This window comes from Arthrobacter rhizosphaerae (assembly GCF_023062595.1).
Classification (GTDB): domain Bacteria; phylum Actinomycetota; class Actinomycetes; order Actinomycetales; family Micrococcaceae; genus Arthrobacter; species Arthrobacter rhizosphaerae.
In genome coordinates this window covers 44,598-69,327 of record NZ_JALLAN010000019.1, presented here as the reverse complement: position 1 = coordinate 69,327, position 24,730 = coordinate 44,598, and the positions used below count along the sequence as shown (strand labels likewise).

25 protein-coding genes and 3 tRNA genes are annotated in these 24,730 nt (G+C 62.7%); 21 read left to right on the top strand and 7 right to left on the bottom strand.

Annotated features, from left to right (window positions below; all coding sequences use genetic code 11):
- The first annotated feature begins 194 nt into the window (after positions 1 to 194).
- From MU551_RS20390 to MU551_RS20375, 4 genes are all read left to right on the top strand, one after another.
- Positions 195 to 1,226 (top strand): universal stress protein, encoded by a 1,032-nt coding sequence (locus MU551_RS20390; protein ID WP_247048377.1) that lies wholly within the window; start codon positions 195 to 197, stop codon positions 1,224 to 1,226.
- A 73-nt stretch (positions 1,227 to 1,299) separates the two neighbouring features.
- Entirely contained in the window at positions 1,300 to 2,502 is a 1,203-nt protein-coding gene (locus tag MU551_RS20385) for a LolA family protein (RefSeq protein ID WP_247048376.1), read from the top strand.
- Positions 2,499 to 3,491, top strand: coding sequence for an ABC transporter ATP-binding protein (locus MU551_RS20380; protein ID WP_247048375.1), 993 nt, complete (start codon positions 2,499 to 2,501; stop codon positions 3,489 to 3,491). Before MU551_RS20385 ends, MU551_RS20380 begins: the two co-directional genes overlap by 4 nt.
- A gap of 31 nt (positions 3,492 to 3,522) precedes the next feature.
- Positions 3,523 to 4,383 carry an ABC transporter permease gene (locus MU551_RS20375; RefSeq protein WP_308198330.1) on the top strand — a complete coding sequence of 287 codons (861 nt, stop codon included), beginning with the start codon at positions 3,523 to 3,525 and terminating at the stop codon, positions 4,381 to 4,383.
- A gap of 95 nt (positions 4,384 to 4,478) precedes the next feature.
- Here MU551_RS20375 and MU551_RS20370 read toward each other — a convergent pair whose 3' ends face one another.
- From MU551_RS20370 to MU551_RS20350, 5 genes are all read right to left on the bottom strand, one after another.
- A complete protein-coding gene (locus MU551_RS20370) occupies positions 4,479 to 5,402 on the bottom strand; it encodes a phosphotransferase family protein (protein ID WP_247048374.1) in 924 nt (307 codons plus the stop codon).
- A 94-nt stretch (positions 5,403 to 5,496) separates the two neighbouring features.
- The gene (locus MU551_RS20365; RefSeq protein ID WP_247048373.1) at positions 5,497 to 6,927 is read right to left on the bottom strand and encodes a C40 family peptidase; all 1,431 of its coding nucleotides are present in this window, start codon (positions 6,925 to 6,927) and stop codon (positions 5,497 to 5,499) included.
- Positions 6,928 to 7,113: 186 nt separating this feature from the next.
- Positions 7,114 to 8,034, bottom strand: coding sequence for a cation diffusion facilitator family transporter (locus MU551_RS20360; RefSeq protein ID WP_247048372.1), 921 nt, complete (start codon positions 8,032 to 8,034; stop codon positions 7,114 to 7,116).
- A 60-nt stretch (positions 8,035 to 8,094) separates the two neighbouring features.
- Complete coding sequence (locus tag MU551_RS20355; RefSeq protein ID WP_247048371.1) at positions 8,095 to 8,520, bottom strand: metallopeptidase family protein; 426 nt, start codon at positions 8,518 to 8,520, stop codon at positions 8,095 to 8,097.
- A gap of 10 nt (positions 8,521 to 8,530) precedes the next feature.
- Positions 8,531 to 9,508, bottom strand: coding sequence for a DMT family transporter (locus tag MU551_RS20350; RefSeq protein WP_247048370.1), 978 nt, complete (start codon positions 9,506 to 9,508; stop codon positions 8,531 to 8,533).
- Positions 9,509 to 9,747: 239 nt separating this feature from the next.
- On the opposite strand from MU551_RS20350, the gene MU551_RS20345 reads away from it, so the two are divergent.
- The 13 genes from MU551_RS20345 (at position 9,748) to MU551_RS20285 (ending at position 18,345) form a co-directional block, all read left to right on the top strand.
- Positions 9,748 to 9,820, top strand: a tRNA-Glu gene (locus tag MU551_RS20345).
- A 97-nt stretch (positions 9,821 to 9,917) separates the two neighbouring features.
- Positions 9,918 to 9,991: transfer RNA gene (locus tag MU551_RS20340), tRNA-Asp, on the top strand.
- Positions 9,992 to 10,039: 48 nt separating this feature from the next.
- Positions 10,040 to 10,115, top strand: a tRNA-Phe gene (locus MU551_RS20335).
- A gap of 546 nt (positions 10,116 to 10,661) precedes the next feature.
- Positions 10,662 to 11,108 carry a hypothetical protein gene (locus MU551_RS20330; protein WP_247048369.1) on the top strand — a complete coding sequence of 149 codons (447 nt, stop codon included), beginning with the start codon at positions 10,662 to 10,664 and terminating at the stop codon, positions 11,106 to 11,108.
- A gap of 119 nt (positions 11,109 to 11,227) precedes the next feature.
- Positions 11,228 to 11,722 (top strand): Asp23/Gls24 family envelope stress response protein, encoded by a 495-nt coding sequence (locus tag MU551_RS20325; RefSeq protein ID WP_247048368.1) that lies wholly within the window; start codon positions 11,228 to 11,230, stop codon positions 11,720 to 11,722.
- Positions 11,719 to 11,910: a hypothetical protein gene (locus tag MU551_RS20320; protein ID WP_247048367.1), complete on the top strand. Its 192-nt coding sequence runs from the start codon at positions 11,719 to 11,721 to the stop codon at positions 11,908 to 11,910. The genes MU551_RS20325 and MU551_RS20320 overlap by 4 nt, the downstream gene beginning before the upstream one ends.
- Positions 11,907 to 12,290: a hypothetical protein gene (locus MU551_RS20315; protein ID WP_247048366.1), complete on the top strand. Its 384-nt coding sequence runs from the start codon at positions 11,907 to 11,909 to the stop codon at positions 12,288 to 12,290. The genes MU551_RS20320 and MU551_RS20315 overlap by 4 nt, the downstream gene beginning before the upstream one ends.
- Before the next feature lie 128 nt (positions 12,291 to 12,418).
- Positions 12,419 to 12,982 (top strand): hypothetical protein, encoded by a 564-nt coding sequence (locus tag MU551_RS20310; protein WP_247048403.1) that lies wholly within the window; start codon positions 12,419 to 12,421, stop codon positions 12,980 to 12,982.
- Positions 12,979 to 13,590 (top strand): hypothetical protein, encoded by a 612-nt coding sequence (locus MU551_RS20305; protein ID WP_247048365.1) that lies wholly within the window; start codon positions 12,979 to 12,981, stop codon positions 13,588 to 13,590. The genes MU551_RS20310 and MU551_RS20305 overlap by 4 nt, the downstream gene beginning before the upstream one ends.
- A gap of 154 nt (positions 13,591 to 13,744) precedes the next feature.
- Positions 13,745 to 15,079 (top strand): ABC transporter substrate-binding protein, encoded by a 1,335-nt coding sequence (locus MU551_RS20300; protein ID WP_247048364.1) that lies wholly within the window; start codon positions 13,745 to 13,747, stop codon positions 15,077 to 15,079.
- Positions 15,080 to 15,175: 96 nt separating this feature from the next.
- Positions 15,176 to 16,141 carry a carbohydrate ABC transporter permease gene (locus MU551_RS20295; RefSeq protein WP_247048363.1) on the top strand — a complete coding sequence of 322 codons (966 nt, stop codon included), beginning with the start codon at positions 15,176 to 15,178 and terminating at the stop codon, positions 16,139 to 16,141.
- Positions 16,138 to 17,106: a carbohydrate ABC transporter permease gene (locus MU551_RS20290; protein WP_247048362.1), complete on the top strand. Its 969-nt coding sequence runs from the start codon at positions 16,138 to 16,140 to the stop codon at positions 17,104 to 17,106. Before MU551_RS20295 ends, MU551_RS20290 begins: the two co-directional genes overlap by 4 nt.
- A 144-nt stretch (positions 17,107 to 17,250) precedes the next feature.
- Positions 17,251 to 18,345 (top strand): LacI family DNA-binding transcriptional regulator, encoded by a 1,095-nt coding sequence (locus tag MU551_RS20285; RefSeq protein ID WP_247048361.1) that lies wholly within the window; start codon positions 17,251 to 17,253, stop codon positions 18,343 to 18,345.
- Here the strand turns inward: MU551_RS20285 and MU551_RS20280 are convergent.
- Together MU551_RS20280 and MU551_RS20275 are read right to left on the bottom strand one after the other, a co-directional pair.
- Entirely contained in the window at positions 18,342 to 19,223 is an 882-nt protein-coding gene (locus tag MU551_RS20280) for a DUF8083 family protein (protein WP_247048360.1), read from the bottom strand. The genes MU551_RS20285 and MU551_RS20280 overlap by 4 nt on opposite strands.
- Positions 19,224 to 19,260: 37 nt before the next feature.
- Positions 19,261 to 20,067, bottom strand: a complete 807-nt coding sequence (locus MU551_RS20275) for an exodeoxyribonuclease III (RefSeq protein WP_247048359.1) — start codon at positions 20,065 to 20,067, stop codon at positions 19,261 to 19,263.
- Between the two features lie 252 nt (positions 20,068 to 20,319).
- Here MU551_RS20275 and MU551_RS20270 point away from each other — a divergent pair, with 252 nt between their 5' ends.
- From MU551_RS20270 to MU551_RS20255, 4 genes are read left to right on the top strand one after another with little or no spacing between them, the layout of a single operon-like run.
- Positions 20,320 to 21,819, top strand: coding sequence for a CoA-acylating methylmalonate-semialdehyde dehydrogenase (locus MU551_RS20270; protein WP_247048358.1), 1,500 nt, complete (start codon positions 20,320 to 20,322; stop codon positions 21,817 to 21,819).
- On the top strand, positions 21,819 to 22,910 hold the full coding sequence (locus MU551_RS20265; RefSeq protein WP_247048357.1) for an enoyl-CoA hydratase/isomerase family protein: 1,092 nt from the start codon (positions 21,819 to 21,821) through the stop codon (positions 22,908 to 22,910). Before MU551_RS20270 ends, MU551_RS20265 begins: the two co-directional genes overlap by 1 nt.
- A complete protein-coding gene (gene mmsB, locus MU551_RS20260) occupies positions 22,903 to 23,949 on the top strand; it encodes a 3-hydroxyisobutyrate dehydrogenase (protein WP_247048356.1) in 1,047 nt (348 codons plus the stop codon). Before MU551_RS20265 ends, mmsB begins: the two co-directional genes overlap by 8 nt.
- Entirely contained in the window at positions 23,946 to 24,725 is a 780-nt protein-coding gene (locus MU551_RS20255) for an enoyl-CoA hydratase (RefSeq protein ID WP_247048355.1), read from the top strand. Before mmsB ends, MU551_RS20255 begins: the two co-directional genes overlap by 4 nt.
- The last annotated feature ends 5 nt before the right edge of the window (positions 24,726 to 24,730 follow it).

Below are 24,730 nucleotides of genomic sequence, written 5' to 3'. Positions count from 1 at the left end.
TTGTTTCCGCCGAATTTCCTTCCCGCTAACCTGCCGTTACAGGCACTTGCCAAGTGTCTGGGAAACGAGAATAGTGAGTTTCAGGAACGGCTTTTCCGAGTAGCTGCAGGTCCGCGCCCCAAGTGTCATCCGAGGGCGGGATCTTCTGGCAGAATAGCCGGAACATCAGGCAGTATCGCGAGGAGGCGGACCCCATGGCCCGACAACAGATGCACCCGGAATCAGAGGGAGATGACGACGTCGTCTCCCCGCAGGGAATTGTTGTGGGTGTCGACGGATCCGAGCATAGCCAGTGCGCACTCGTGTGGGCCGCACGCGAAGCAGAACGCCGCCGTCGTCCTTTGCATATTGTGACGGCATACTCAGTGCCGATCTTCGCCGCTTCAGGGCTGGACGGCGGTTACGCCACTGTCGATGATTCGGTCATTCGGGAAGGTGCCGAGGCCATCCTGAAGCAGGCTGTGGACAAGGTGGCCCCCTACGACATCGATGTTGACGCTTCCGTAGAGAACGGTGACGCCTCGGGTGTCCTCCTGGAGATGTCAGAGACAGCCGAGCTCCTGGTGTTCGGCACCCGCGGCCGGGGCGGGTTTGTAGGACGGCTCCTGGGATCGGTCAGCAGCGCGCTTCCCGCCCACGCCAAGTGCCCGACTGTGACCGTGCCTCTTGTCTGCGCTGCACGCCTGGGCGAAACCACTACGGACAAACGCGTCCGCGCTGAGCAGGAGAAATCCGGCAGTCAGCCTGTGGAGAACGTGGTTGTGGTGGGAGTCGACGGCTCTGAGCAGGCCCGCGTGGCTGTTCTCGAAGCGGCTGCGCAGGCAGAGCGGATGGGGGCCAAGCTGCGGGGCGTATGCGCCGTTCCGCAATACAGCGGCTCCCTGGCATGGGTGCCGGCACCGATGGACCGGGAGGCCTTGTTCGCCGATATCCGGGTCCAGCTGGACGCCGGTGTGGCCTGGCTGCAGAGTCATTATCCCAACCTGACCATTGAGACCCAGCTTGTGGATGGAACTCCGGTTGATGTTTTGGTGGAGGCGAGCAGGCACGTGGAGCTTGTGGTGGTGGGAACCCGGGGCAGGGGCGGCTTTGCCGGAATGCTCCTTGGCTCTACTTCTGACGGCATCCTGCATCACGCGAAGGGTCCGGTTTTGGTAGTTCCGGACAAGGACGACCCGCGGCTGGCAGACAGGCCCAAGTTCGGCCCGATGCTCGGCGCTGCCTGAACCAGCAGCCTGAACAAGGTGCCTGAAACAACGGGGACTGACCCCGGGCGTGCCTGACCTTCGAGGCGTAATCTTGAACCATGAGTTGCGACGTTGGATCGGAACTGACATGAACCGCCGGTTGCTGCGGTGGATGCCTGCTGCAGTGGTTCCAGCAGTAATCGCGGCCGGTGTTGCGGTGGGTTCGTTGCCGGCGAGTGCCGTGGATCCCCTCCCAGCCAAGAGTCCTGAGCAGGTTTTGGCGCTTGTGGCCGAGCACAAGGTGGACGCACTCTCCGGGACCGTGCAGCAGAATTCCAGCCTTGGTCTGCCCGAACTTCCTCAGACGGGCCCGTCAGCAGCGTCCGCCCAGACGTCCTGGCTTGAGCTCCTTTCCGGGCCGCACACAGCACGGGTTTACAAAGACGGTCCCACCAAAATGAGGATCCAAATCTTAGACCCGATGGCCGAGCGGGACGTCGTAAGGAACGGTCGGGAACTGTGGTGGTACAGCTCGAAGGACCAGTCCGCCGTCCACATCACGCTGCCGGAACTCTCCGCGACAAGGCTCCCAGGGCACGAGCCTTTGGAAACGCCGGTAAAGCCTGGTTTCCCGGACTCCTCCAGCATGCCTACGCCCGCCGAGTTGACCGACAAACTGCTGGCCAAGCTGGACCCCAGTACGGACATCTCGGTAGGACCCGATGTTCAGGTGGCTGGCCGTACTGCGTATAACCTGGTGCTCACACCGCGCTCGCAGCAGACCTTGGTGGGTTCTGTGTCCATAGCTGTGGACGGCGAGAACGGGTTGCCCCTGTCCCTTCAGGTGATGGCCCGCGGACAAGCTGAGCCGGCATTCTCGCTTGCCTACACCAGCCTGTCCCTTGGTGCCCCTGATTCCGCGCTCTTTGAGTTCTCACCGCCTTCGGGCACCACCGTGAAGGAACTGCAGCCGCCCCCGCGTCCTCTCGGGGCTTATCCCGGACGTGACGTGTTGCCAGGGCGGGATGGCATGCCCGGGTCGGATGGCCACAGCGGTGGGTTCACCGACGTTGGACGTCCCCAGGTGACCGGCAGCGGATGGGAGACAATAGTCGGATTCCGTGTGGGCGGGGATGCCCTTGACGCCGAAGGGCTCCTGGCCAGGGAGCCGTTGCTGCAGGAAGCCATGGTCAGTGTTCCGGGCGGAAAGGTCCTGTCGACGTCCTTGCTGAACGTCCTGTTTACCGATGACGGCCGGATCTTCGTTGGTGCAGTTCCCGTGGAGATGCTGCAGTCTGCAGCCACGCCAAGGTGACGGGTGCCAGTACGGCTGATGACCTTGCCATCGAGGCGAAGGGGCTGAGCAAACGGTTCGGCCGCCAGCTGGCAGTGAATAATATTGATCTTGCCGTGCCCCGGGGATCGGTCTTCGGATTCCTCGGCCCGAACGGTTCCGGAAAGACCACTACCATCCGCATGATGCTCGGTCTCGCCGCCGCCTCCGAGGGGACCATCAGTGTGCTGGGCCAGGAGATGCCGCGGCAACTTCAGGATGTGCTGCCACGTGTTGGTGCCCTGGTGGAGGGGCCCGCTTTCTACCCTTTTCTGTCCGGCACAGCTAATCTGCACCGCTTCGATGCGGCCGATCCCCATTCTGTCCGCGGAACCCGGGCAGCGCGTGTGCAAAGGGCGCTGGAGCGGGTGGGGCTGACCCATGCTGCTGGTAAGAAAGTGCGGGCCTATTCCCTGGGGATGAAGCAGCGCCTCGGCATCGCCAACGCGTTGCTGTCTCCCCGTGAACTCCTGGTGCTCGATGAACCCACCAATGGCCTGGATCCCCAGGGCACAAGGGAGGTGAGGCACCTCGTCCGCTCACTGGCGGCCGATGGCGCCACCGTATTCGTCTCCAGCCACCTCCTCGCCGAAGTGGAGCAGATCTGTACACACGCGGCGGTGATGAGCGCTGGCAGCCTGGTGGCGCAGGGGACCCTGGCCTCCCTGCGCCAGTCCGGCGGCCGAACGCTTCGCTTGTTAACGCCCGACGCCGGAACCGCCTCTGCCGTGCTCGTGCGGTTGGGCCTCACCCCGGTTACGGACGGCGCCGCCCCGACAACCGGTGTGTTGACGGCGTCGCTTCCGGATCCGGACGGCGCGGTGGCTGCTGACGGTGTAGTGGCACCGGAGGACATTGTGGCCGCCCTGGTTGATGCCGGAGTGCGGGTCAGGGGTTTTGCTGTAGAGCAAGGAAGCCTCGAAGACCGCTTTGTGGCGCTGACGGGGGAGGGGTTCGACATTGCCCAGTGACAAGCTGCCCAGTGAGAGCCTGGCTGGTGGAGTGACCGGGGAGTCCGGCAGTGCTGCATTAGAACGAGGGAGGGGCTCGTCGGCCTGGTCTCTCCTTGGATCTGAATTGTCGGTCCTGTTCCGTCGTCGGCGGACGTGGGCCATGCTGGCGGCGCTTGCAGCTATCCCGATTCTGATTGCCGTCGCGGTGCGGCTTTCTTCAGCTGTGCCGCCGGGCCGTGGCCCCGCATTCCTGGACAGGATTACGCAGAACGGTCTCTTTGTCGGGGTTACGGGAATGCTGGTGTCCATCCCGCTCTTCCTGCCCCTTACTGTTGGGGTGGTGGCGGGCGATACCGTAGCCGGCGAAGCGGGACTCGGCACGCTGCGCTACCTCTTGGTGGCACCGGCGGGACGGGTCAAGCTCCTGCTTGTCAAGTACGCCGGCGCATTGGTTTTCTGCATCGTCGCGCCCTTGGTGATTGCCCTCACCGGTGCGGCAATCGGTGCGGCTCTTTTCCCGGTGGGCCGGGTGACTCTGCTGTCCGGCGATACCATCGCTCCGGCCGAGGCGGTGCTGAGGCTGATCCTGATTGCGGCCTACATTGCCGTTTCTTTGCTGGGCTTGTCTGCCATTGGCCTTTTCATGTCTACCTTGACCGATGTCCCGGTCGGAGCAATGGCCGCCACCGTGGTGCTGTCTGTGGTGTCTCAGGTGCTGGACGCATTGCCCCAGCTGGAGTGGCTGCATCCATGGTTGTTCAGCCACTACTGGCTGGGTTTTTCTGAATTGCTTCGCCAACCCATCGGATGGGACTCCTTCGCCAGCAACGCCTGGCTGCAGGCCGGCTACGTGGCCGTCTTCGGAGCCCTCGCCTACAGCAGGTTCGTTACGAAGGACATCCTGTCGTAGGCCGCGGCTGCCGGTGCACCACAAGCGTAGCCGCATCCAAGCGCACAATTGAGGGCAGGCTTACGCCGCGTACCAAGCACCGACGCAGGTCACTGTCACACGAGCAGCGCCTCGAGCTCCGGAAGCCGGCTGAACAGGTCGGGGAGGCCACGCACGCCGTTGCGCACGGACTCGTGCGACAGCGCGAGGTCAGGGCCGGTGCTCGCCTCGACACCGGCGAGGCACCGGAGGATGTTCCACCTCGTGTGCCCCAGCCAGCCGTCGATCATGAACACAAACCAGCTTGGACCTGACGGCGGCAGCGCTCCGCCCCCCGCGACATAGCCGTCGAGAACCGAGCGGAAAATGGCCGGCTTGATGTCGTCGAAGCCAGGTCCCTTCGCGAGGCTCAGCGCGGTCGAGCCGAGCTCACTGGACAGGTCGAGCATCCCCGAGAGCTCCCAGTCGAGCACCACCGGCCGGCCCTCTCGAGCGAGCAGGTTCCACGGTTGGATGTCCCTGTGCGTCAGCACGACGGGGCCTGGCCGTTCGCAGGTGTCGACGAAGTGGGCAATCGCGAGGAACGTATCGACGTGAGAGGCGAGGTAGTCGGCCCACGGCTGTCCGGTCGCCGCCGCACGCGCGGCGAGCTCGGGCCAGTCCCATGGCGTCGGGTCCTCGATCGACACAGGGGTCCACGCGACGTTGAGGGCGTGGATGCGCGCGAGGATCTCACCGATCTCAAACGCGTACGCCGCCGACACTGGCGCTTCGGGCACCTTCTCGCCCTCGACCCATCGGTGAACAAGCGTGTAGTGGCTGGCCGAGATCGGCTCTGGCATCGGAATGCCGGCAGCGAAGGCCGCCCGCTCAAACCTGAACACGTCCTCGACGCGATAGGTCCAGCGGCGGTCGACGAGGTTCAACTCCTTCACCGCGAACGACCCCTGGTCGGTGTCGAGCCGGTACATCCGGTTGGCGAACCCGCCGTGGACACGGACCTTCGGCCCGATCGGCGCGCCGAGATGTGAAAGGTCCACCCACGCATTCTAGATGGCAGTTCACGCCTTATGGCCGCATCTCCTGCAAGGAACACGCGGGACGTGTAAGGAGCGTGCCAGTACAGGATGTGAATTAGTACCGGGCAGCGTAGGGGTACAACTGCATTCCGGCCATCCAGCTCAGCGGGGTGACCTCGATCCCGGCCTGCGGGTTCAAGGCCTGCACCACTTGGCCGTTGCCCAGGTAAATCGCTACGTGGCTGAAGTCCGACGGTGAACCCCACACCAGCAGATCGCCGGGTTGTGCCTGGGCGAGAGGAACACGGCCCGGTGCCTGGGCGAACTGTTGGGTTGCGGTACGGGGCAGATACTTTCCAGCCGCCGCGAAGGAGTTCTGCACAAATCCTGAACAATCGAACCCGTACGGCCCCGTGCCGCCGTACTCGTAGAAGTACGGTGCACCGACTTTGCCGAGGGCTGCGGAGATCGCAGCCTGGTTGGATCCGCCTGGTACTGGTGCGGGCGGAGGAGCAGGGGCGGGTGCAGGTGGAGCCGGTGCGGGCGGAGGAGCGGGTGCAGGAGGAGGCGCAGGGGCCGGCACCGGCGCGGCAGACGGCGGGTTTCCAGGGGTGGGGACGGGTGCAGGCCCGGGGTTCGGACCCGGGGGAGCGGCCGGAGGAGGCGCCTCCTCCGTCGGGGACCCTGCGGCGTGCCGTTGGCTCGCGGTGGTGATGGCAGCCAATAGCTCCTGCTGGCGTTGCCGCTCCATCGCCTCAACCCGGGCGGACTCGAGCGCTTCGGTGGTGTTCTTCAGCGACGCGAGCTGGCTGACCAGTACGGTGCGCTGATCCTTGGCGCCGGCGATGCTCTTCAACAGCGCAGCGTTGGCGTGGTCGGCTTCTGACTTCCGGTCCTCAGCAGCTCGGGCTGCATCTTCCGCCGCCTTGTTCGCTTCCTCGGCTGCTGCGGTCAAAGACTCCGCTGCCGCTGCGGCTGTTTCCGCTGATTCGAAGGCACGGCTGCGGTCGGCTGAGATTGCTTCGAGGGTGGCAGCTTGTTGCAGGCTCTCGCCGCTCCCCGAGAGCACCGTGCTGAGGGCCGGACTAAGCCCGCCATTCCGGTAAAGATCCGCCGCAATCTGGCCAACCTGCTTACGGGTGTTCTGCTGTTCCGTGCCGGCGGCCCTGGCTTTGGCAGAGGCAAGGCTTGCGGTTTCCTGGCGTGCGCGGAGCTCTACGAGCGCGTCACCATAGGCGTTGTTGGCGCGCATTGAAGCCGCGGCCGTCACATTCTGCTCAGCTGCGGTCGCTGCAAGGATCCGGTCGATTCTGGCGACCTCATCCGCCGTCGCGCTTTCACTGGCCTTGGCGGACGCGATGTCTTCGGGCGACGGGATCTCAGGCTTCGCCGGGAAGGGTGCCGACGGGAACCTTGCTGCCGCTGCCTGGCTCGCAGATAACGCGGCTGCTGTCGGGGCTGCAGCTGCAGGCAGCGTGGCCGAAAAGAGGAGTGTGACAGCGCTGCACAGCACGGCGGATCTTCGGGCGGAACCGGTCCAAGCCATGGGCAAACCTCGTCGTGTCGGGCTTCAGCGAACGAGGTGCAGGTTCTGCGCGCAGAAAGTCCCTCGGCGAATGGTGCAGCAAACCCGAGGGTACGTGCTCTAAAACCACTTTGGCAACAAGAGCCTCATCTTTAACATAAAGAATCGCAGTGGCGAACGTGCGTAGGCGGCGTCGGCGTGTCGGACTTAAGCATGCTGGTGGGACTCATGTTCGGCATGGCTTGCAGGCTCCAACTGGAACGTGCAGTGCTCTGTATCGAAGTGGGAGCCAAGGCAGGTGGTCAGTTTGTCCAGGACTTGGTCGGCGCCTGCCGCGCTCAACAACTCGTCCTCCACCACTACATGGGCGGAGAACACGGGCACGCCTGAAGTGATGGTCCAGATGTGGATGTCGTGGACAGCCACCACCCCTGAGACAGAAAGGATGTGCTCCCGGATCATCTGGACCTCCACGCCCTTCGGGCTTGCTTCCAGCAGGACATCCACCACGTCCCGCAGCAGGTGCCAGGCGCGCGGCAGGATCATGATTGCGATGATGATTGAGGCGATGGTGTCGGCAGCATGGAGCCCGGTGAACATGATGGTAAGGGCCGCCGCGATAACTGCGAACGACCCCAGCAGGTCGCCCAGCACTTCAAGGTACGCTCCGCGGACGTTGAGGCTTTCCTTCTGCGCGCTGCGCAGGATCAGGAGGGAGATCAGGTTTGCAACGGCGCCCACGATGGCTGCGTAGAGCATGATGTCCGTCTGGACTTCGGGCTCGGAGCCCCACCGGCGGATTGCTTCGATGAAAATGACCACGGAAATGACTATCAGCACCAAGGCGTTGGCCAGGGCCGCAAGGACTTCAGCCCGCTGGTAGCCGTAGGTCCTGAGGTCACTCGCCGGACGGGAGGCGATCCAGGCGGCCAACAGCGCAATGAAAACCCCGGCCGCGTCGGACAGCATGTGGCCGGCGTCAGCAAGCAGAGCCAGCGAACCTGAAACGATTCCGCCCGCTATCTGGATCAGGACCACTGCCAGGGTGATGCCCAGGACGGCTATCAGCCTGTTTCGGTGGCGCCCGGTCGCCGTCATTCCGTGTGTGTGGCCGTGGTCATGTCCCATGCCTACAAGGCTAGTCCTAACGGCGCAGGTGACGGAGCGGTGAAATACCGCGTCCGCTGATCAGCCCCAACCCAGCTCGTGGAGCCGTTCGTCGCTGATGCCAAAGTGATGGGCAACCTCGTGGGTGACAGTGATGGCAACCTCCTGGATCACCTCTTCACGCGAGCTGCAGATGTCCAGGATGGGCTGCCGGTAGATGGTGATGCGGTCAGGTAGTGATCCTGCGTCCCACCACCCGTCCCGTTCAGTCAGGGGTACCCCTTCGTAGAGTCCCAACAGCACAGTGTCCGGGTCTTCCCCGGGTTGAGGTAGGTAATCGTCGTCGATGAACACCGCCACGTTGTCCATTGCCTTTGCAATATCAGCGGGTATCCGCTCCAAGGCGGCGCTGACGGCGGCCTCGAAATCCTCAGCGGACATTGGAAAGGGTGAGGAATCGCCGCCATCCGGGATGATCGGGAGGCCCGGCGGCAGGTTTGCTTGCATACCCAGAACTCTAGCGGGACCTGCGCCTCGTCAGGCCCACGCCCACAAGGCAGATGATGCCGCCGATGAGACCCCAAATGGTGGGGACTTCGCTCAGGATCAGCCACGAGATCAGGATCGTGGTGCCGGGAACGAGGTAGGTTGTGGCGGCCATCTTGCCGGCGTCGATCAGGGACAGTGCATAGGCCCAAGTGGTGAACGCGATGGCTGTGGGAAAGATCCCCAGATAAAGCAAGCCCAGTGTTGCCGGGATGGGCGCCTGCTGAACCTCCGTGATGAGTTGCCCGGTGAAAGGCAGGCAGCACACCGTTCCGACCATAATCCCGAACCACGTTGCCTGGGCGGCAGGGAACTTCCTCAGAACTGGTTTCTGGATGATGACGCTGACGGCCGCAAGCACCGCGGCGAGGAGGCAGAGCAGTACACCCACCACGTCCGCCGTCGACCTTTGACCCGAGCCAATGGCAATCATGGCCACACCGCCGAACGCCAGGGTGCTGCCAATGATCAGCCAGCGGGGAAACCCTTCCTTCAGGATGAAGCCGGCCAGAACCGCCACGATGATGGGGGAGACGTTGATCAGCATCGCGCTGGTACCGGCGTCCAGGAGGTGCTCCGCGGCGTTAAGGGCCACGTTGTAGCCGCCGAACCACATCACGCCGTAGGCAAGGATCGGCCACCATTCGCGGCCACGGGGCAGCCGGCGAAGCGTGGGGAGCACAAACAGGCCCAGGACGACGGCGGCAACCGCCAGCCTGCCAAGGGTCAGCGGCCCGGGGGAGAAACTGGGGCCTATGGCCCTGATGCCCACGAAGGCGGACGCCCAGAGGACTACGGTGATGACGACGGCGGCCACGCCCCGCTTGTTGATGGGCTCCTTGCCGGCGGGAATGGCGCCTGTGGGTATGTCCTGCTGGGTGGACGCGGCCGCGGGCACCTCTTGGGAGCGGGGCGGTTGCGCGGGATTCGTTTCGGCTGTGCTTGCCATGAGGCTAATCTAACCGCCGCAGGGACAGAACGGCTGGCGGAAATCGGCCATGTCTACCCGAAAAACTGCCAACTTCCAAGAGCTGTTAGCTCCTGTGACAAAGGCCCCATCTCGCCAATTTTGGATAATCCCGGGGTTGCCCCTATAGTTTTATAGGTCCAGTTCGACGGAAACGAAAGGACAAAAACGGAAGGCTTCGGCCCTTAATTTTTGCCCTCGTTCAGGCGGATTGAGTTCTGGCCCCCATCGTCTAGCGGCCTAGGACACCGCCCTTTCACGGCGGCGGCACGGGTTCGAATCCCGTTGGGGGTACGCAAGGAACGCGGTCAAACCGGATGTGAAAGTCTGGTAGGCTAAAAGCCTTGAAAATTTGCGGTAGTGATACTGCAGAAAAGCAAGAAAAAAGCAAGGCCCTGTAGCGCAGTTGGTTAGCGCGCCGCCCTGTCACGGCGGAGGTCGCGGGTTCAAGTCCCGTCAGGGTCGCTCTGATTGCCAGAAGAAATTCCGGCTGTCATGGTGACATGTCACCTAGGCTCTGTAGCTCAGTTGGTAGAGCGTTCGACTGAAAATCGAAAGGTCACCGGATCGACGCCGGTCGGAGCCACCACTGGGAAGCATCAGTTCTTCGGAACTGGTGCTTTTCTTCTTTAAGCGCCGGTCCAAGGTTGGAGAAAGGCCTGGATCAGCGCAGTTGCCCAAGCCGTTCGGACCACTGGAAAAAAGCAAGTGGTGCGGCCTCTATCTGGCCAAAAAAACGAGTACACACTACGCGTGTGGACGGGTACCCCTGCGAGATTAAATGAGAACGGCAACTGGTGGCGACCCCGAAAAAACCGGGACGTTTCGGCCAGGTGCTTAGGTCTCGCAAGGGTTTCCCAGGTTACGGCCGGGAGATTGACGGGGCCGACGATGGCAGAGCCTTCTGAGACCGAGGCTCCCCCCCAGCCGTCGTCGGCCCTTCCCTGTGCCCCCATTTCTTACGGCTGAATGCCCGTGTTTCCAGCATCAGAGGCCTTCCACAAGTCAGGCCGCTTGGAAACCGGACGGCATTCCGGGCTAGACTCGCACGCCGGGGACATATGCTGCCGCCAGCGTCGTAAACGGCCGGTGGTGCACTTTCAACAGAAAACTATCCTCAACAGAAATGTGACTTGTGAAAATCTCTGCACGCCCTCTTGCCGCCGCCCTGTTCACCGTCCTCGCGCTGTCGGCCTGCTCGGCACCGCAAGCCAGCAGTACCGGCAATGCGCCCGTGTCCGAGGCTGCAGCTCCTTCCGCGACACCCAGCGCCACCAAGTCCTCCGGTCCTTTCGGAGGTTTCGCCAGCGCTGCTGAAGCCTGCACCACCATCTCCCAGCAGGCCACGGGAGCATCCCTGTTGCCGATGTCGGCAGCGCAGGGCAAGACCCAGGAACTTGATCAGCTCAAGGCCGAACTGGCGGAAACCGCAGAGAAGGCGCCGGACAGCGTTAGGGCCGATTTCGAACACCTCAATGAAGTGGCTGTTGCAGGCCTCACTGACCAGACCGTCTTCTCCAGCGGGAAGTTCAACGATGCTATGGGGCCGGTCACAACCTGGCTGGCCGCGAATTGTAAATAGGGGGCGGTAGCTGCCGGCGATCTTCCTCCAGGGGCATGGGCCCGCAGGCACATCGGCCGGGGTCCGCGCGGTTGTCGGGGCCAAGGGATAGGGTTGTTCCAAGAGAAGGGGAGTGCTCGATGGAATACCAGAACCCACAACCCGGCCAGGGGGTCCGCGCGGACGCCGCCGCTGCAGTACCGGGTGGTGGACGTACCGTCATTTCCGAGACCGCAGTGGCAAAAGTTGCCGGCATCGCCGCACGGGCGGTGCCCGGGGTCTATTCCCTGGGGACGGGACCCTCGCGTGCCTTGGGTGCTATCCGAGACGCTGTAGGCAGTTCGGACCACGCCGCAGGTGTCCATGCTGAAGTAGGTGAGACCCAGGTCGCCGTGGACCTCAACCTGGTGGCGGTCTATGGCACCCCGCTTCATTCCCTTGCCAATCAGGTGCGTTCCGCCGTCTATTCAGCGGTGGAAGAGCTTGTGGGGCTGCAGGTCATCGAAGTCAACGTCGAGATCAATGACATTTATGTACCGGGACCGGTGAAGCCTGGAACAACCCCGGAGCCACGTCCAGTACTCAACGCCCCGGCAGCTCCGGGAAGCCGTCCGGAGAGAGAGGCAATCCCATGAGCCTGACAGTTGCCGGAATTGCAATGGGCGCCTTCGTCGCCTTCATGTCTTTCGAGTTCGGAGTCTGGGGCTTCCTGGGTTCCCTCCTTTTTATGGGCATCGGGGCCCTGCTGGGCCGCGCGGCTGAAGGGAAACTCGATCTGCGCAGCGTCATGGACGCCATTACGGGCCGGCGCTCTTCATCATGAGCAGTACGGCCCCGATGACAGAGCAGGGCCGGATACTGGAGGGGCACAACAGGATCAGCACCCAAGCGCTCACCAGTCTGGCCCGTGCAGCGGCCGCCGAGGCCCTGGGGGTCGAGGCCCACGATGTCCGGGCTGACTGGTCCGACGACGACGGCCTGCTTGCGCTGTCGCTGGTTTCCCCCATCAGGATCCCGCCGTTGGCTTCGGTGCTGCGGAATCCGGAACGCGTGGCCGTCTCTGGCGGTTCCATCCGGGACAGGGCTGTGGCTGCCAAGTCGGTCATCCTGGATCGCGTGATGGAACTCAGCGGAGCTCAGCTGAGCCGCGTGGATATCAGAATCAGCGGAACAGCTGTTTCCGAAAGGGGGCGGGTGCTGTGAGCCATGCCTACGGAAACAACCCGGGCGAAGCCCAAACTGCGGCAGGGGCGCAAGACACCGAAGTCATGGCGACGCATGAGGGGGAGTGGCAGGAGGCAGGTGGGACAAACGGCGTCCCTGGTTCCTTGATGCCATGGATCCTCCAGCGCGAAACACAGTCGTCAAGGGCCGGTGTTGCGGTTGTTGCCGGCGTGCTGGTGATCATTCTTTGCGCTTATGCGCTCTTGGAGGCGGCTGTGCGGGCCATCGGGCAGCCTCCCTGGCTTATCGATCCGCAGACCGCCGCCCACCGGATAGTCGCCCTCCCTGAAGGCATCCCGCCACTCCTGCTGGGAGTGACAGGAGGCGTGGTGTTCATGGCTGGACTGTTTTTCTTCCTCAGCGCAGTGCTGCCGGGGCGCAAAGCCCGGCATATCCTCCAGGATCCCCGCGCGGGCGTGCTGGTGGACGATGAAATCATTGCCGCCGCGCTGGCCAGACGCGCCCGGCTCGCCGCCAACGTGACTCCGGAACAGGTGATGGTGGTCGTGTCCAGGCATCAGGCAGTGGTAAATGTCCGCCCGACGTCCGGCGTGCCCGTCAGGCACGACGACGTTTTGGCGGCTGTGCAGGATGAACTCACTCGCATGGCGCCGTCGCCCATGCCCGAGGTTCGGGTGAACCTGGCGACGTCCGGGGTGGTGGGAGCATGAACAGCACTCCCCGGCTTCTCAACCGGATCCTGATCGGCTTACTGGGTCTGATTTTGTTGGTTATCGGCGCCCTCCTGGCTCTGCTGGCAAGCGTGCCTGCCGTGGCCTCGTGGTGGCAGTCGTGGTCGGCAGGATTGTGGTCCGGAGCCCAGCAGTTATTTGACCAGACCAGGTTTCCCGGCCGTCAGGAGAGCTGGGTGTGGATCCTGCTGGTGCTTCTGTTGGTGCTGCTGATCGGTGCCATGGTGGCGTGGATTGCCCAACAGGGTAAGGGCCGGGCGGATCTCATCCTGTTTGAGGAGGATCCCGGCGATGTGCCCGGTGATCTTAGGATCGGGGGCGGCGTTGCGGAGCAGGCGCTGAAGGCAGCCCTTGCCGACCGTCCGGATCTCGCCGGTGTATCTGTAGCGACGTACCAGATCCGCGGGGAACCTGCCTTAAGAATCAGGTTGCAGCCGCGCCTGGGCGTGGCTCCGAACGTCTTGGCGGCCGAGGTTTCGGCGCTCGTCGAGGCCCTGGACCTTGTTATCGGCAAACATACCCCCGTGTTGCTTCACCTTGGGGCAGGCACTCGTGCCCGTTTCAGCAGGGCCGAACGCGTCCGCTAGCCGAGCTTCCTGTTGGGATTCTGATGATCAGGTCTCCTTTCGATAAAGCTTTGTGTAAACGCTTGCATTTCGATACGTAGGCTTACTAGGGTGATTGAGGTCACAAAGTCTGCACCGCGATTTTCTCTTGTCACTCAGCGAGGAGTCTCCAGTAATGAAAAGCCCAAAGTTCCTAATTCCGGCCGCAGCGGTCGGTGTCCTGGCCCTAACCGTTACGGCATGTAGTCCTGAAACTGGTGGCGGCGGGGGTGGCGAGGCTGCTGATTGCTCCGCCTACTCCGATTACGGCAAGCACGAAGGCAAGACCGTTTCGGTTTACTCGACCATCGTTGACATTGAAGCCACGAACCTAGAGACAGCCTGGTCGGACTTCGAAGAATGCACCGGCATCACGGTCAAATACGAAGGCAGCAAGGAATTCGAAACGCAGATCGGTGTGCGCGCCCAGGCCGGAAACCCGCCGGACGTTGCGATCTTCCCGCAGCCCGGTTTGTTGGCCGCTCAGGCCAGCAACCTGAAGCCGGCTCCGAAGGCCGTCTCAGACCTCGTGGACGAAAACTGGTCGGCCGACTGGAAGAAGTACGGAACCGTCAACGGAACGTTCTATGCGGCCCCAATGCTTGCCAACGTTAAGGGCTTCGTGTGGTACGCGCCCAAGACATTCGAGGAAAAGGGCTGGGAAGTTCCCAAGACCTTTGACGAAATGATGGCCCTGACAAAGACGATCGCGGACGACGGTGCCATGAAGCCGTGGTGTGCGGGCTTCGAGTCCGGTGAGGCCACAGGTTGGCCGGGTACCGACTGGATCGAGGACGTCGTCCTTCGTGAGGCAGGCCCTGAGGTGTACGACCAGTGGATCGCCCACCAGATCCCGTTCAACGATCCCCGCATTGTTTCCGCTATGGACAAGACCGGCGAGATCCTGCTTAACCCGGCCTACGTCAATGGTGGCTTCGGCGACGTCCGTTCCATCCTGACAACCGGGTTCGCACAGGCTGGCCAGCCGGTTCTTGACGGTCAGTGCGCCATGCACCACCAGGCCAACTTCCAGGCCGCTAACTGGCCCGAAGGTACGGTTGTGGCTCCCGATGGTGACGTTTGGGCCTTCATGACCCCTGCGATCGACGAGAGCAAGGGCAAGGCGATCACCGGCGGCGGCGAGATGGTAGGCGCCTACAAGGACACCCCCGAGGTTCAGTCCTTCCTGCAGTACATGGCGAGCGCGGAATTCGCGAACAACAGGGTCAAGCTCGGTGGTGTAGTCAGCGCCAACAAGGGCCTCGATCCTGCGAACGCCCAGTCGGAGCTGGACAAGCTTTCCGTTGAGCTCCTTCAGGATCCCGCGACGGTATTCCGCTTCGACGGTTCTGACCTGATGCCCGCAGCCGTCGGTTCCAACTCCTTCTGGAAGGGAATTGTGGCGTGGATCAACGGCACTCCGTCCAAGCAGGTCGCCGACAGTATTGAAGGCAGCTGGCCCAAGAGCTAACAGCTGCGATGCTGCGTTCCCCTGCTCAAGCACCCGTGGGGGAACGCAGCATTTTGCCTTCAATCAACTCATCCACGCACACCCCGGAGGTTGGCCATGGAATTCGTCGGAGGGAAACTTCTCCAAGTAGGGATCGCGATCGCGGCTTTCGCAGCCGTCATCGGGCTCATCATGCTGCTTGTGGACAGGGCACCAAAATCAACAAGAGATAAAGTTACAGTCATCGGCTTTCTAGCGCCGGCGGCCATCCTGATGATCGTCGGGCTGGTCTATCCTGCGGTCCAGACGTCGTACCTGGCATTTACAGACGCCAAGGGGACGCCGAACGGAGTGGACAACTTCGTCTGGATGTTTACCCAGCCTGAGGCGGTCATCACGCTGCGGAACACCGTTATCTGGACCGTACTCGTCCCCCTGCTATCAACAGTCTTCGGCCTCGCCTATGCGGTCTTCATCGACAAAGCGCGGGGCGAGAGGATCCTGAAGGCCCTGGTATTCATGCCCATGGCCATCTCATTCGTGGGTGCAGGCGTTATCTGGAAGCTGGTCTACGACTTCCGCGGCGCCGGCATCGAACAAACGGGCGTGCTGAACGCACTGCGTGTGGCAGTTGGGATGGATCCCAAACAGTTCCTCCTCGATGCTCCGGAAAACACCATCTTCCTGATCATCGTCATGGTTTGGATCCAGACAGGTTTCGCCATGGTGATCCTGTCAGCCGCTATTAAGGGTGTCCCCGTGGAACTTGTTGAGGCGGCAAGGCTTGATGGAGCCAACCCGTGGCAGCAGTTCCGTAACGTCACCATCCCGGGGATCCGTGGATCTTTGGTTGTGGTGCTGACCACCATCACCATTGCCACCCTCAAGGTGTTCGATATTGTCCGCACCATGACGGCCGGTAACTTCGAGACCTCTGTGGTGGCCAATGAAATGTACACACAGGCTTTCCGCGCCGACGAACCCGGCCGTGGTGCCGCCTTGGCCCTTGTACTTTTCCTTTTGGTCCTACCCATCGTCGTTTACAACGCACGCGTACTTCGTCAGCAAAGGGAGATCCGATGACCGCCACGCCAGCACGGGACGAGGCAGATAAGGCCCTGGTTGGTCTTCCTCTTGGCGAGAAGGGCATCCACGCCGCCGATGAGCCCATCATGCGCCGTGTGAAAACCAAGCTCACCTCGCCTTTTGCCACCGCTGCCGCCCTCATCATTGCCGCAATCTGGACTGTGCCCACTTTCGGCCTTTTCGTTCAATCGTTCCGTCCGGCCGCAAAACAGGTGGGCCCCCGCTCCGACGGCTGGTGGAATGCCTTTTTTGACGGGCAGTTCACTTTCAAGAACTATGTCGATGCGACCGCCGCTGCAGGGTCGCAGTCACCCAATCTGTCCCAGTACTTGATCAACTCAACCGCCATCGTCATCCCCGTCACGTTGTTCGTCCTGGTGCTGGCATCGATGGCGGCTTACATCTTCGCCTGGGGTAATTTCAGGGGGCGCCACGCGATGTTTATCTTCGTTTTCGCGTTGCAGATTGTCCCCCTGCAGATGGCGCTGATTCCTCTGCTGCAGCTCTTTACCCAAGTCCTGCAACTGCCAGCCGGGTCCTATACCCAGCTGTGGATTGCCCACACGATCTTTGGTTTGCCGTTGGGCATCTTCCTGTTGCACAACTTCATTTCCGAGATCCCCGGGGAAGTGATTGAGGCAGCAAGGGTCGATGGGGCGGGGCACACTACAATCTTCTGGCGAATCATCCTGCCACTGTCTGTTCCGGCTCTGGCTTCCCTGGCGATTTTCCAGTTCCTGTGGGTGTGGAATGACTTGCTGGTGGCTTTGGTCTTCTCCGGCGGAACTCCGGACGTTGCTCCTATTACCCAGCGGCTTGCGGAAATTTCCGGCACACGCGGCGCGAGGGACTACCTGAACCCCGCAGCTGCCTTCGTGTCCATCATTATTCCGTTGGGCGTCTTCTTCGCCCTCCAGCGCTACTTCGTACGAGGTCTGCTTGCCGGTGGCCTCAAGGGCTGATCCTCTGTATGACCCGCTTCCGGCTGTGCCGTCTGTAACTTACGGACCTCAGGCGGCCCAGCTGGAGCGCGGGCACTAGACTCATTTGTTGCGGACAGGGAGCACAGCAGCGACTTCCGCGGCATAGCCGAATAAGGGGAGATCGTGGCACGGACATCTGAGAGGGCTCAACGGGGCGGCCATTCCGGTGTCAGCATTGAGGACGTGGCAGCTGCCGCAGGAGTGTCCACGGCCACTGTGTCACGGGCGGTCCGGGGACTGCCCAGGGTGTCGCCCACCACGCGGGAGAAGATCCTGCGCGTTGCCGCGGAGCTTGGCTACGTTGCCTCCTCCTCGGCCTCCGGACTCGCCACCGGCCGCACCAAGACCATTGGTGTGCTCGCGCCGTTCGTGAGCCGCTGGTTCTTCTCCAAAGCCATTGAGGGAGCTGACCGGGAGCTGCATGCCAGGCAGTACAACCTGTCCCTGTTCAACCTGGGCGGGCACGGCAGCAACCGTGAGCGTCTCTTCAGCAGGACCATGGTTTACAAGCAAATTGATGCCTTGCTGGTCCTGTGTATGGCGCTGACCCACGAAGAACTCAGCCATCTTCAGAAAATCGATATTCCCTTGGTAGTGGTCGGCGGCCATGTGGAGGAGTGCGCATATATCGGCATTGATGACTATGCCGCCGCCTCCACCGCTGTCCGTCACCTCATCAGCCTGGGCCACAAGGACATCGCCCTGCTCCATGGCGACGACGAGACGGACCTGAATTTCGACGTCCCCAGAGTCCGCATCAAGGCCTTCCAGGACGTGATGACCGCATCCGGCCTTGACCTGCGTCCGGAGTGGGACGAGGTGGGCGACTTCACCGTCAGGAGCGGGCAGCAGGCGTTCATCAAGCTATGGGACACTGCCGGTCCCAAGCCGACAGCCATTTTCTGCGCATCCGATGAAATGGCCATGGGAGTTATTTTTGAGGCCAACCGCCGGGGAGTGCGGGTCCCTGAGGATCTTTCCGTGATCGGCATTGACGATCACGATTTCTCTGTCACATTGGGCTTGACCACCGTTGGCCAACGCCCGGATGTGCAGGCCGAACTGGCAACCAAGATGCTGCTGGATGAACTCGATGGCCGCACGGGATCCGTTCACTCCATGGTTGCGCCGCACCAGCTTATTGTTCGTTCGACGACGGCGCCCCCGCCGGCTCACGGGGCAACCCCACGCCGGGAGCCCCGGCCGGTCTCTGCCTAGGACGCACGCGCCAGCTGCCGGATGGGGATCCAGCGGGAAGCCAGCCGGCGGTAGGCTGCGGCAGCGCCGGTCATGTCACCCTCGGCCAGGCATTCAATGCCAAGGCGGACATCCATGGGGGAGTCGTCGGGGTACACCTTGTCCGCTACCGCTCCGTAATCGAGTTCCACCCAGGAGTCGGCGTGGAAAAGTTCCAGCCATTCAGTCAGCTGGGCAAGATCATCGAGCATATCCAGGTCCGGCGCCGCCAATGCAAGGTTTGCCACCGCGTATCGGACACGTTCGAGGGCGTCAGCGATATTGGCCCGCACACGAACGGTGAGGATGCGGCCGCCTGATTCCACCACATCCTTGTGGTCGGACTCCTGAAAAAGCGAGAACCAGCTGAACGGGATTCCCCAGGTGGATGCGCGGGTGTGAACCTTGCCTACGCCTTCCTTGGCCTTCACCAGGTCTATCCGTTCCTGATGGCGGTCCCGCTGTTCCTCCGCGATCAGCAGTTCAGCCAGCGGGCCGTGGATGCCTTCCATCAGCGCATTCGCCGCCAGGCCTGCCCGGAGAACCAACTGGCTGGGGCAGTACAACAGCGTGACGGAGGGCTTCCCCTCGGGGGTATCGCCGTCGGGCTTTCCGGCAAGGGGCATCACCCGAACAAGGTCGGTGCGCCCGGTGGGGAACGGATCCCCGCCTGGCCTGGTGATGCGTCCCAACGATGCGAGGAGTTCGGCGTTTTCCACAGCGGCCCGTGATTTGGCACGGGCGGCGGATGCCCTGATCGCGGCGCGCTGCTCTTCCGGAAAAGCAGTCAGCGGCTCGTAGATACGCAGGGTTGAGGAGAAGGGCAGGCCGGCCTGTCCCCGGTAAAGGTTGCCGGTCATTGCAGCCACCTCCCCATCATCCCCTGCGTGCGGCTCATCAGTCGGTCAACTCAACAATAACCGGCGCATGGTCCGAAGCACCCTTGCCCTTGCGTTCTTCCCTGTCGATCGAAGCCCCCGTGACCCTTGCAGCCAGGGCAGGAGAGGCCAGGACGAAGTCGATCCGCATGCCTTCCTTCTTGGGGAAGCGGAGCTGGGTGTAGTCCCAGTAGGTGTAAACGCCGGGTCCGGGAGTGTGGGGCCGGACCACGTCGGTGTATCCGGCAGCTTCAAAGGCGTGGAATGCAGCACGTTCGGGCGGGCTCACGTGGGTGTAACCCTGCGAAAGGAAAAGGTCGATGTCCCAGACGTCTTCATCCTGCGGTGCGATGTTCCAGTCGCCCATGAGGGCAATCTGGGACTCCGGGTTTGCTGTCACCCAGCCCTCGGCGTGGGTTTTGAGAGTGTTGAGCCAGTTGAGCTTGTAGGGCATATGTTCGTCGTCGAGCGACCGTCCGTTGGGAACATAAAGGCTCCAGATTTTGATGCCGCCGCAGGTGGCGCCGATGGCACGCGCCTCAGCCACCGGATCTTTCCCGGCTTTGCCAAATACCGGCTGGTCCAAAAAGGTGCGCTCGACGTCGTCGATCCCTACGCGGGAAGCGATAGCGACGCCGTTCCACTGGTTGAGCCCGAAGTGGGCTACTTCGTAGCCGTCCCGCTCGAAAAGCTCCCAGGGAAAGTTCTCGTCGGAGCACTTGGTCTCCTGGATAGCCAGTACATCGCAGTCACTGCGGCGAAGCCACGCCTCAACGCGGTCGGCTCGGGCACGGAGGGAGTTCACATTCCAGGTAGCAATCTTCACAGTTCCTAACTTACCGAACTTGGCTCCCATGATCCCCCTCGGCGGGCCCCACAGGCAGCTGCCCCGGCAGGCAAGGCAGGGTAGCGAGCTACCGGTAACCGCTCTGGAATTTAGTAGGAAGTCCGAGTATATTCGGCAGCAGATGGCGTGGGTCACACGTGCACCGGGCTCACAATGTGCCGGTGGCAGGGATCACCGCGCATCTGTTGCCGGACCGGCATTCCAGGACCCACATGCAAGGGAGCATCGATCATGGTTCGCGAGCTAGGCCATTACATTGACGGGCAACGGGTGGAAGGTACCTCAGGACGCTGGGGAGAGGTCTACGATCCCTGCACGGGCGAAGTGCAAGCCCGGCTGGCACTGGCTGCGCGGGATGAAGTCAGCCGGGCCATAGCGAGCGCGGAAAAGGCACAGCCTGAGTGGGCGGCGATGAACCCGCAGCGGCGCGGACGGATATTGCTCCGGTTCGTGGAACTCGTCAACCGGAACATGGACGAACTGGCCAGATTGCTGGCCTCCGAACACGGCAAGACCCTCCCCGATGCCAGAGGGGACATTCAGCGCGGCGTGGAGGTGGTGGAGTTCGCCGCCGGAGCCCCGCATCTGCTTAAGGGCGAATTTTCCGACGACGCCGGTGCAGGCATCGATGTCCACTCACTGCGGCAGCCGCTGGGTGTGGTCGCCGGCATAACACCTTTCAACTTCCCTGCAATGATTCCGCTGTGGAAGTCCGGCCCGGCCCTCGCCGCGGGAAACGCCTTTATCCTCAAGCCCTCCGAGCGTGATCCCTCGGTCCCGCTGCGGCTCGCCGAACTGTACAGCGAGGCAGGGGTTCCTGACGGCGTCTTCAACGTGGTCAACGGGGACAAGGAAGCGGTGGATTCGCTGCTGGAGGATCAGCGGGTGAAAGCGATCGGTTTTGTTGGTTCAACTCCGATTGCCCAATATATCTACGCAACGGCTGCCGCTCACGGCAAACGGGCACAGTGCTTCGGCGGGGCCAAGAACCACATGGTGATCCTGCCCGACGCGGATCTGGAGATGGCCGCCGATGCCCTGATCGGGGCCGGCTACGGCTCCGCGGGCGAACGCTGTATGGCCGTTTCTGTGGCGGTGCCTGTCGGGCAGGAGACAGCCGATGCCCTCGTGGCGAAGCTCGAGGAACGCGTCAAGGCCCTCAGGGTAGGCCACAGCCTGGACAAGGACTCGGACTTCGGCCCTGTTGTTGCAGCCTCCGCCAAAGAGCGGATCGAGGGCTACATCCAGTCCGGCGTCGATCAGGGAGCCACCCTCCTTGCGGACGGCCGGGGGCTCACAGTCGAAGGGTACGAAAACGGCTTCTGGGTGGGTCCGACCCTCTTCGATAACGTCACCAAGGACATGAAAATCTACCAGGAAGAGATTTTCGGCCCGGTGCTCAGCGTGGTCCGCGCCGGGGATTACGAGGAGGCACTACGGCTCTGCAGCGAGCACGAATTCGGCAATGGCGTGGCCATCTTCACGCGGGATGGAGATGCAGCCAGGGATTTCGCGAGCCGTGTTCAGGTGGGAATGGTAGGAATCAACGTGCCGATCCCCGTGCCGATCGCTTACTACACCTTCGGCGGCTGGAAAGCCTCCGGGTTCGGGGACCTCAACCAGCACGGCGCTGACGCGTTCCGTTTCTACACCAAGACCAAGACCGTGACCACGCGCTGGCCTTCGGGCGTCCGGCAGGGTGCCAGCTTCATCATGCCGGAAGGAAGCTGATGCCCGGCAGTGGCCCGGCAGGCAACGGCCCGGGAAGCAGCACGCTGGAGGAGGTGCTCGCTGAAAAACGGGGGCACCTTGGCATCATCACCCTGAACCGTCCCAAGGCCGTCAATGCACTCACGGCAAGCATGGTTCACGCCATGCTGGGACAGCTTGCTGACTGGGCCGACGACGACACCGTTTCCACCGTGTTGGTCCGGGGTTCCGGTGACCGGGGTCTGTGCGCCGGCGGGGATATCGTGGCCATTTACCGTGACATGCTCACGGGAGGATCCGCGACGGCTGACTTCTGGGAAGCGGAGTATCGGCTGAACGCCATGATTGCCCGGTACGCCAAGCCGTATGTCGCGTTCATGGACGGATTGGTGTTGGGCGGAGGCGTGGGGATCTCGGCGCATGGCTCTGTCCGGATAGTCACGGAGCGCACGCGGACAGGTATGCCGGAGACAACCATCGGTTTTGTGCCCGACGTCGGCGGTACTCTGCTGCTCTCGCGCTCGCCGGGCGAGACGGGCGCCCATGCTGCCCTGACCGGGGCTCACCTGGACGGTGCCGATGCCTTGTTCCTTGGGCTGGCCGACCACTTTATCCGCTCGGAAAACCTGCCGGCGCTGGCCGCCGCCCTGGAAAGCGAAAGAGCGGAAGACGCCGTCGGCCATTTTGCGGAACGGGCCCCGGACTCGGTCCTGGCGGGTCAGCGGACCTGGATTGATGAATGCTACGCAGGCAACAACGTGGAAGGAATCCTCCGCCGGCTGTTGGTCTTCGGTGGCGAAGCCGCCAAGGCCGCTGAGACCATAGGGTCGAAGTCGCCCACCGCCGTGAAGGTTGCGCTGGAGTCGTTGCGAAGAGCACGGGGAATGACTCTTGAGCAGGCACTGACACAGGAGTTCACGGTGGGCCTGCATTTCCTGGCCGGTCCTGACTTTCGCGAGGGAATCCGGGCCCAGGTAGTAGACAAGGACAGGAACCCGCACTGGCTGCCGGCCACACTGGCAGAAGTGCGGGACGCCGACGTCGCGAGGTATTTTGAGCCGCATGGGGATCGCGAGCTGAATCTTTCAGTAAAGGAGACGGACAATGCCTGAGGTATCACCCAACGGAGCGGGAACCATTGCTTTCCTGGGCCTCGGACACATGGGCGCTCCCATGGCCCTGAACCTCGTCAATGCCGGATACCGGGTAGTGGGCTACGACGTGATGCCAGCAGCCCTGGAATCCGCCCGCAGTCACGGAATTCCGACGGCGGACACGGCTGCTGCCGCCGTCGAAGGAGCGGCTGTGGTGCTGACCATGCTTCCCAGCGGCAAGCATCTCCTGGATGCGTACAGGGGAAGGGACTCCGCAACGGGCAGCGACTTCTCCGCCGGGAGCGACTTCTCCTCCGGAGGCGGCTGGGAACCCGGGCTACTGGCCGTGGCAGCACCCGGCACCATGTTCCTGGACTGCTCCACCATCAATGTGGATGAGGCCAGGGAGGCGGCGGTTTTGGCGGTGGACGCGGGACACCGCTCGGTGGACGCGCCGGTGTCCGGGGGTGTTGTGGGGGCTGAGGCCGGAACCCTGACATTTATGGTGGGTGCTCTCCCGGAAGATTTCGAAGCGGTCCGCCCGCTACTGGAAGTCATGGGCAAGCGGGTTGTCCACTGCGGCGATCACGGGGCTGGTCAGGCCGCCAAAATCTGCAACAACCTGATCCTCGGCGTTTCCATGATCGCCGTGAGTGAGGCGTTTGTTTTGGGGGAGAAACTGGGTCTCACCCACCAGGCTCTCTTCGATGTTGCATCGGCCGCGTCGGGACAGTGCTGGGCTCTGACCACCAATTGCCCCGTTCCCGGCCCTGTGCCCACCAGCCCCGCCAACCGTGACTACGAGCCGGGGTTCGCCGGGTCACTGATGGCCAAGGACCTCAGGCTTGCACTGAACGCGCTGGAAAGCACCGGGGTCGCAGCGCGCGTGGGTCCACTGGCGTCCGAAATTTACGATAGGTTTGCGGCGGAAGGCGGTGCGGGAAAGGACTTCTCGGCGATCATCACGGCCATCCGGGACAGGTCCGGTCAGGCTCAAGAGCCTGAAGGGGCGGCGGAACGGGACCAGGAGCAGCGACCGGCAAGGGGCCAAGGATGACGGAACAGTACTCAAACATCCTGGTGGAGCGCCGTGGACGTGTGGGACTGGTGACACTGAACCGACCCCAAGCCTTGAACGCTCTCGACAAAACCACCATGGATGAACTCGTTTCAGCCGTGAGCGCCATGGACACCGATCCCGAGGTGGGTGCCGTTGTTCTCACTGGTTCAGCCAAAGCCTTTGCCGCGGGAGCGGATATCAAGGAAATGGCCGCCAAAGGCTATGTCGACATGTACTCCGCGGACTGGTTCCGCGGGTGGGAGGATTTCACCAGGCTCCGCATCCCGGTGGTGGCGGCTGTTTCCGGCTTTGCTTTGGGCGGGGGCTGCGAGCTGGCCATGATGTGCGATTTCATCATTGCCGGCGACAATGCGAAGTTCGGCCAGCCCGAAATCAATCTCGGCGTCCTGCCCGGAATGGGTGGCTCACAGCGGCTTACCCGGGCCGTGGGCAAGGCCAAAGCGATGGATATGATCCTCACCGGACGGTTCATGGACGCCCAGGAGGCTGAGCGCTCCGGACTGGTATCCCGGGTGGTTCCCGCCGCAGACGTCGTTGAGGAAGCGCTGCGGGCCGCCGAAGTCATTGCCTCCAAGTCCAAGCCGGCGGCAATGATCGCCAAGGAGGCCGTCAACGCAGCCTTTGAAACCGGGCTGGCCCAAGGTGTCCTTTTCGAGCGCAGGATCTTCCATTCCCTCTTCGCCACTGAGGACCAGAAAGAAGGCATGGCGGCGTTCAGCGAGAAGCGCACGCCGGAGTTTAAGCACAGGTAGGCCAC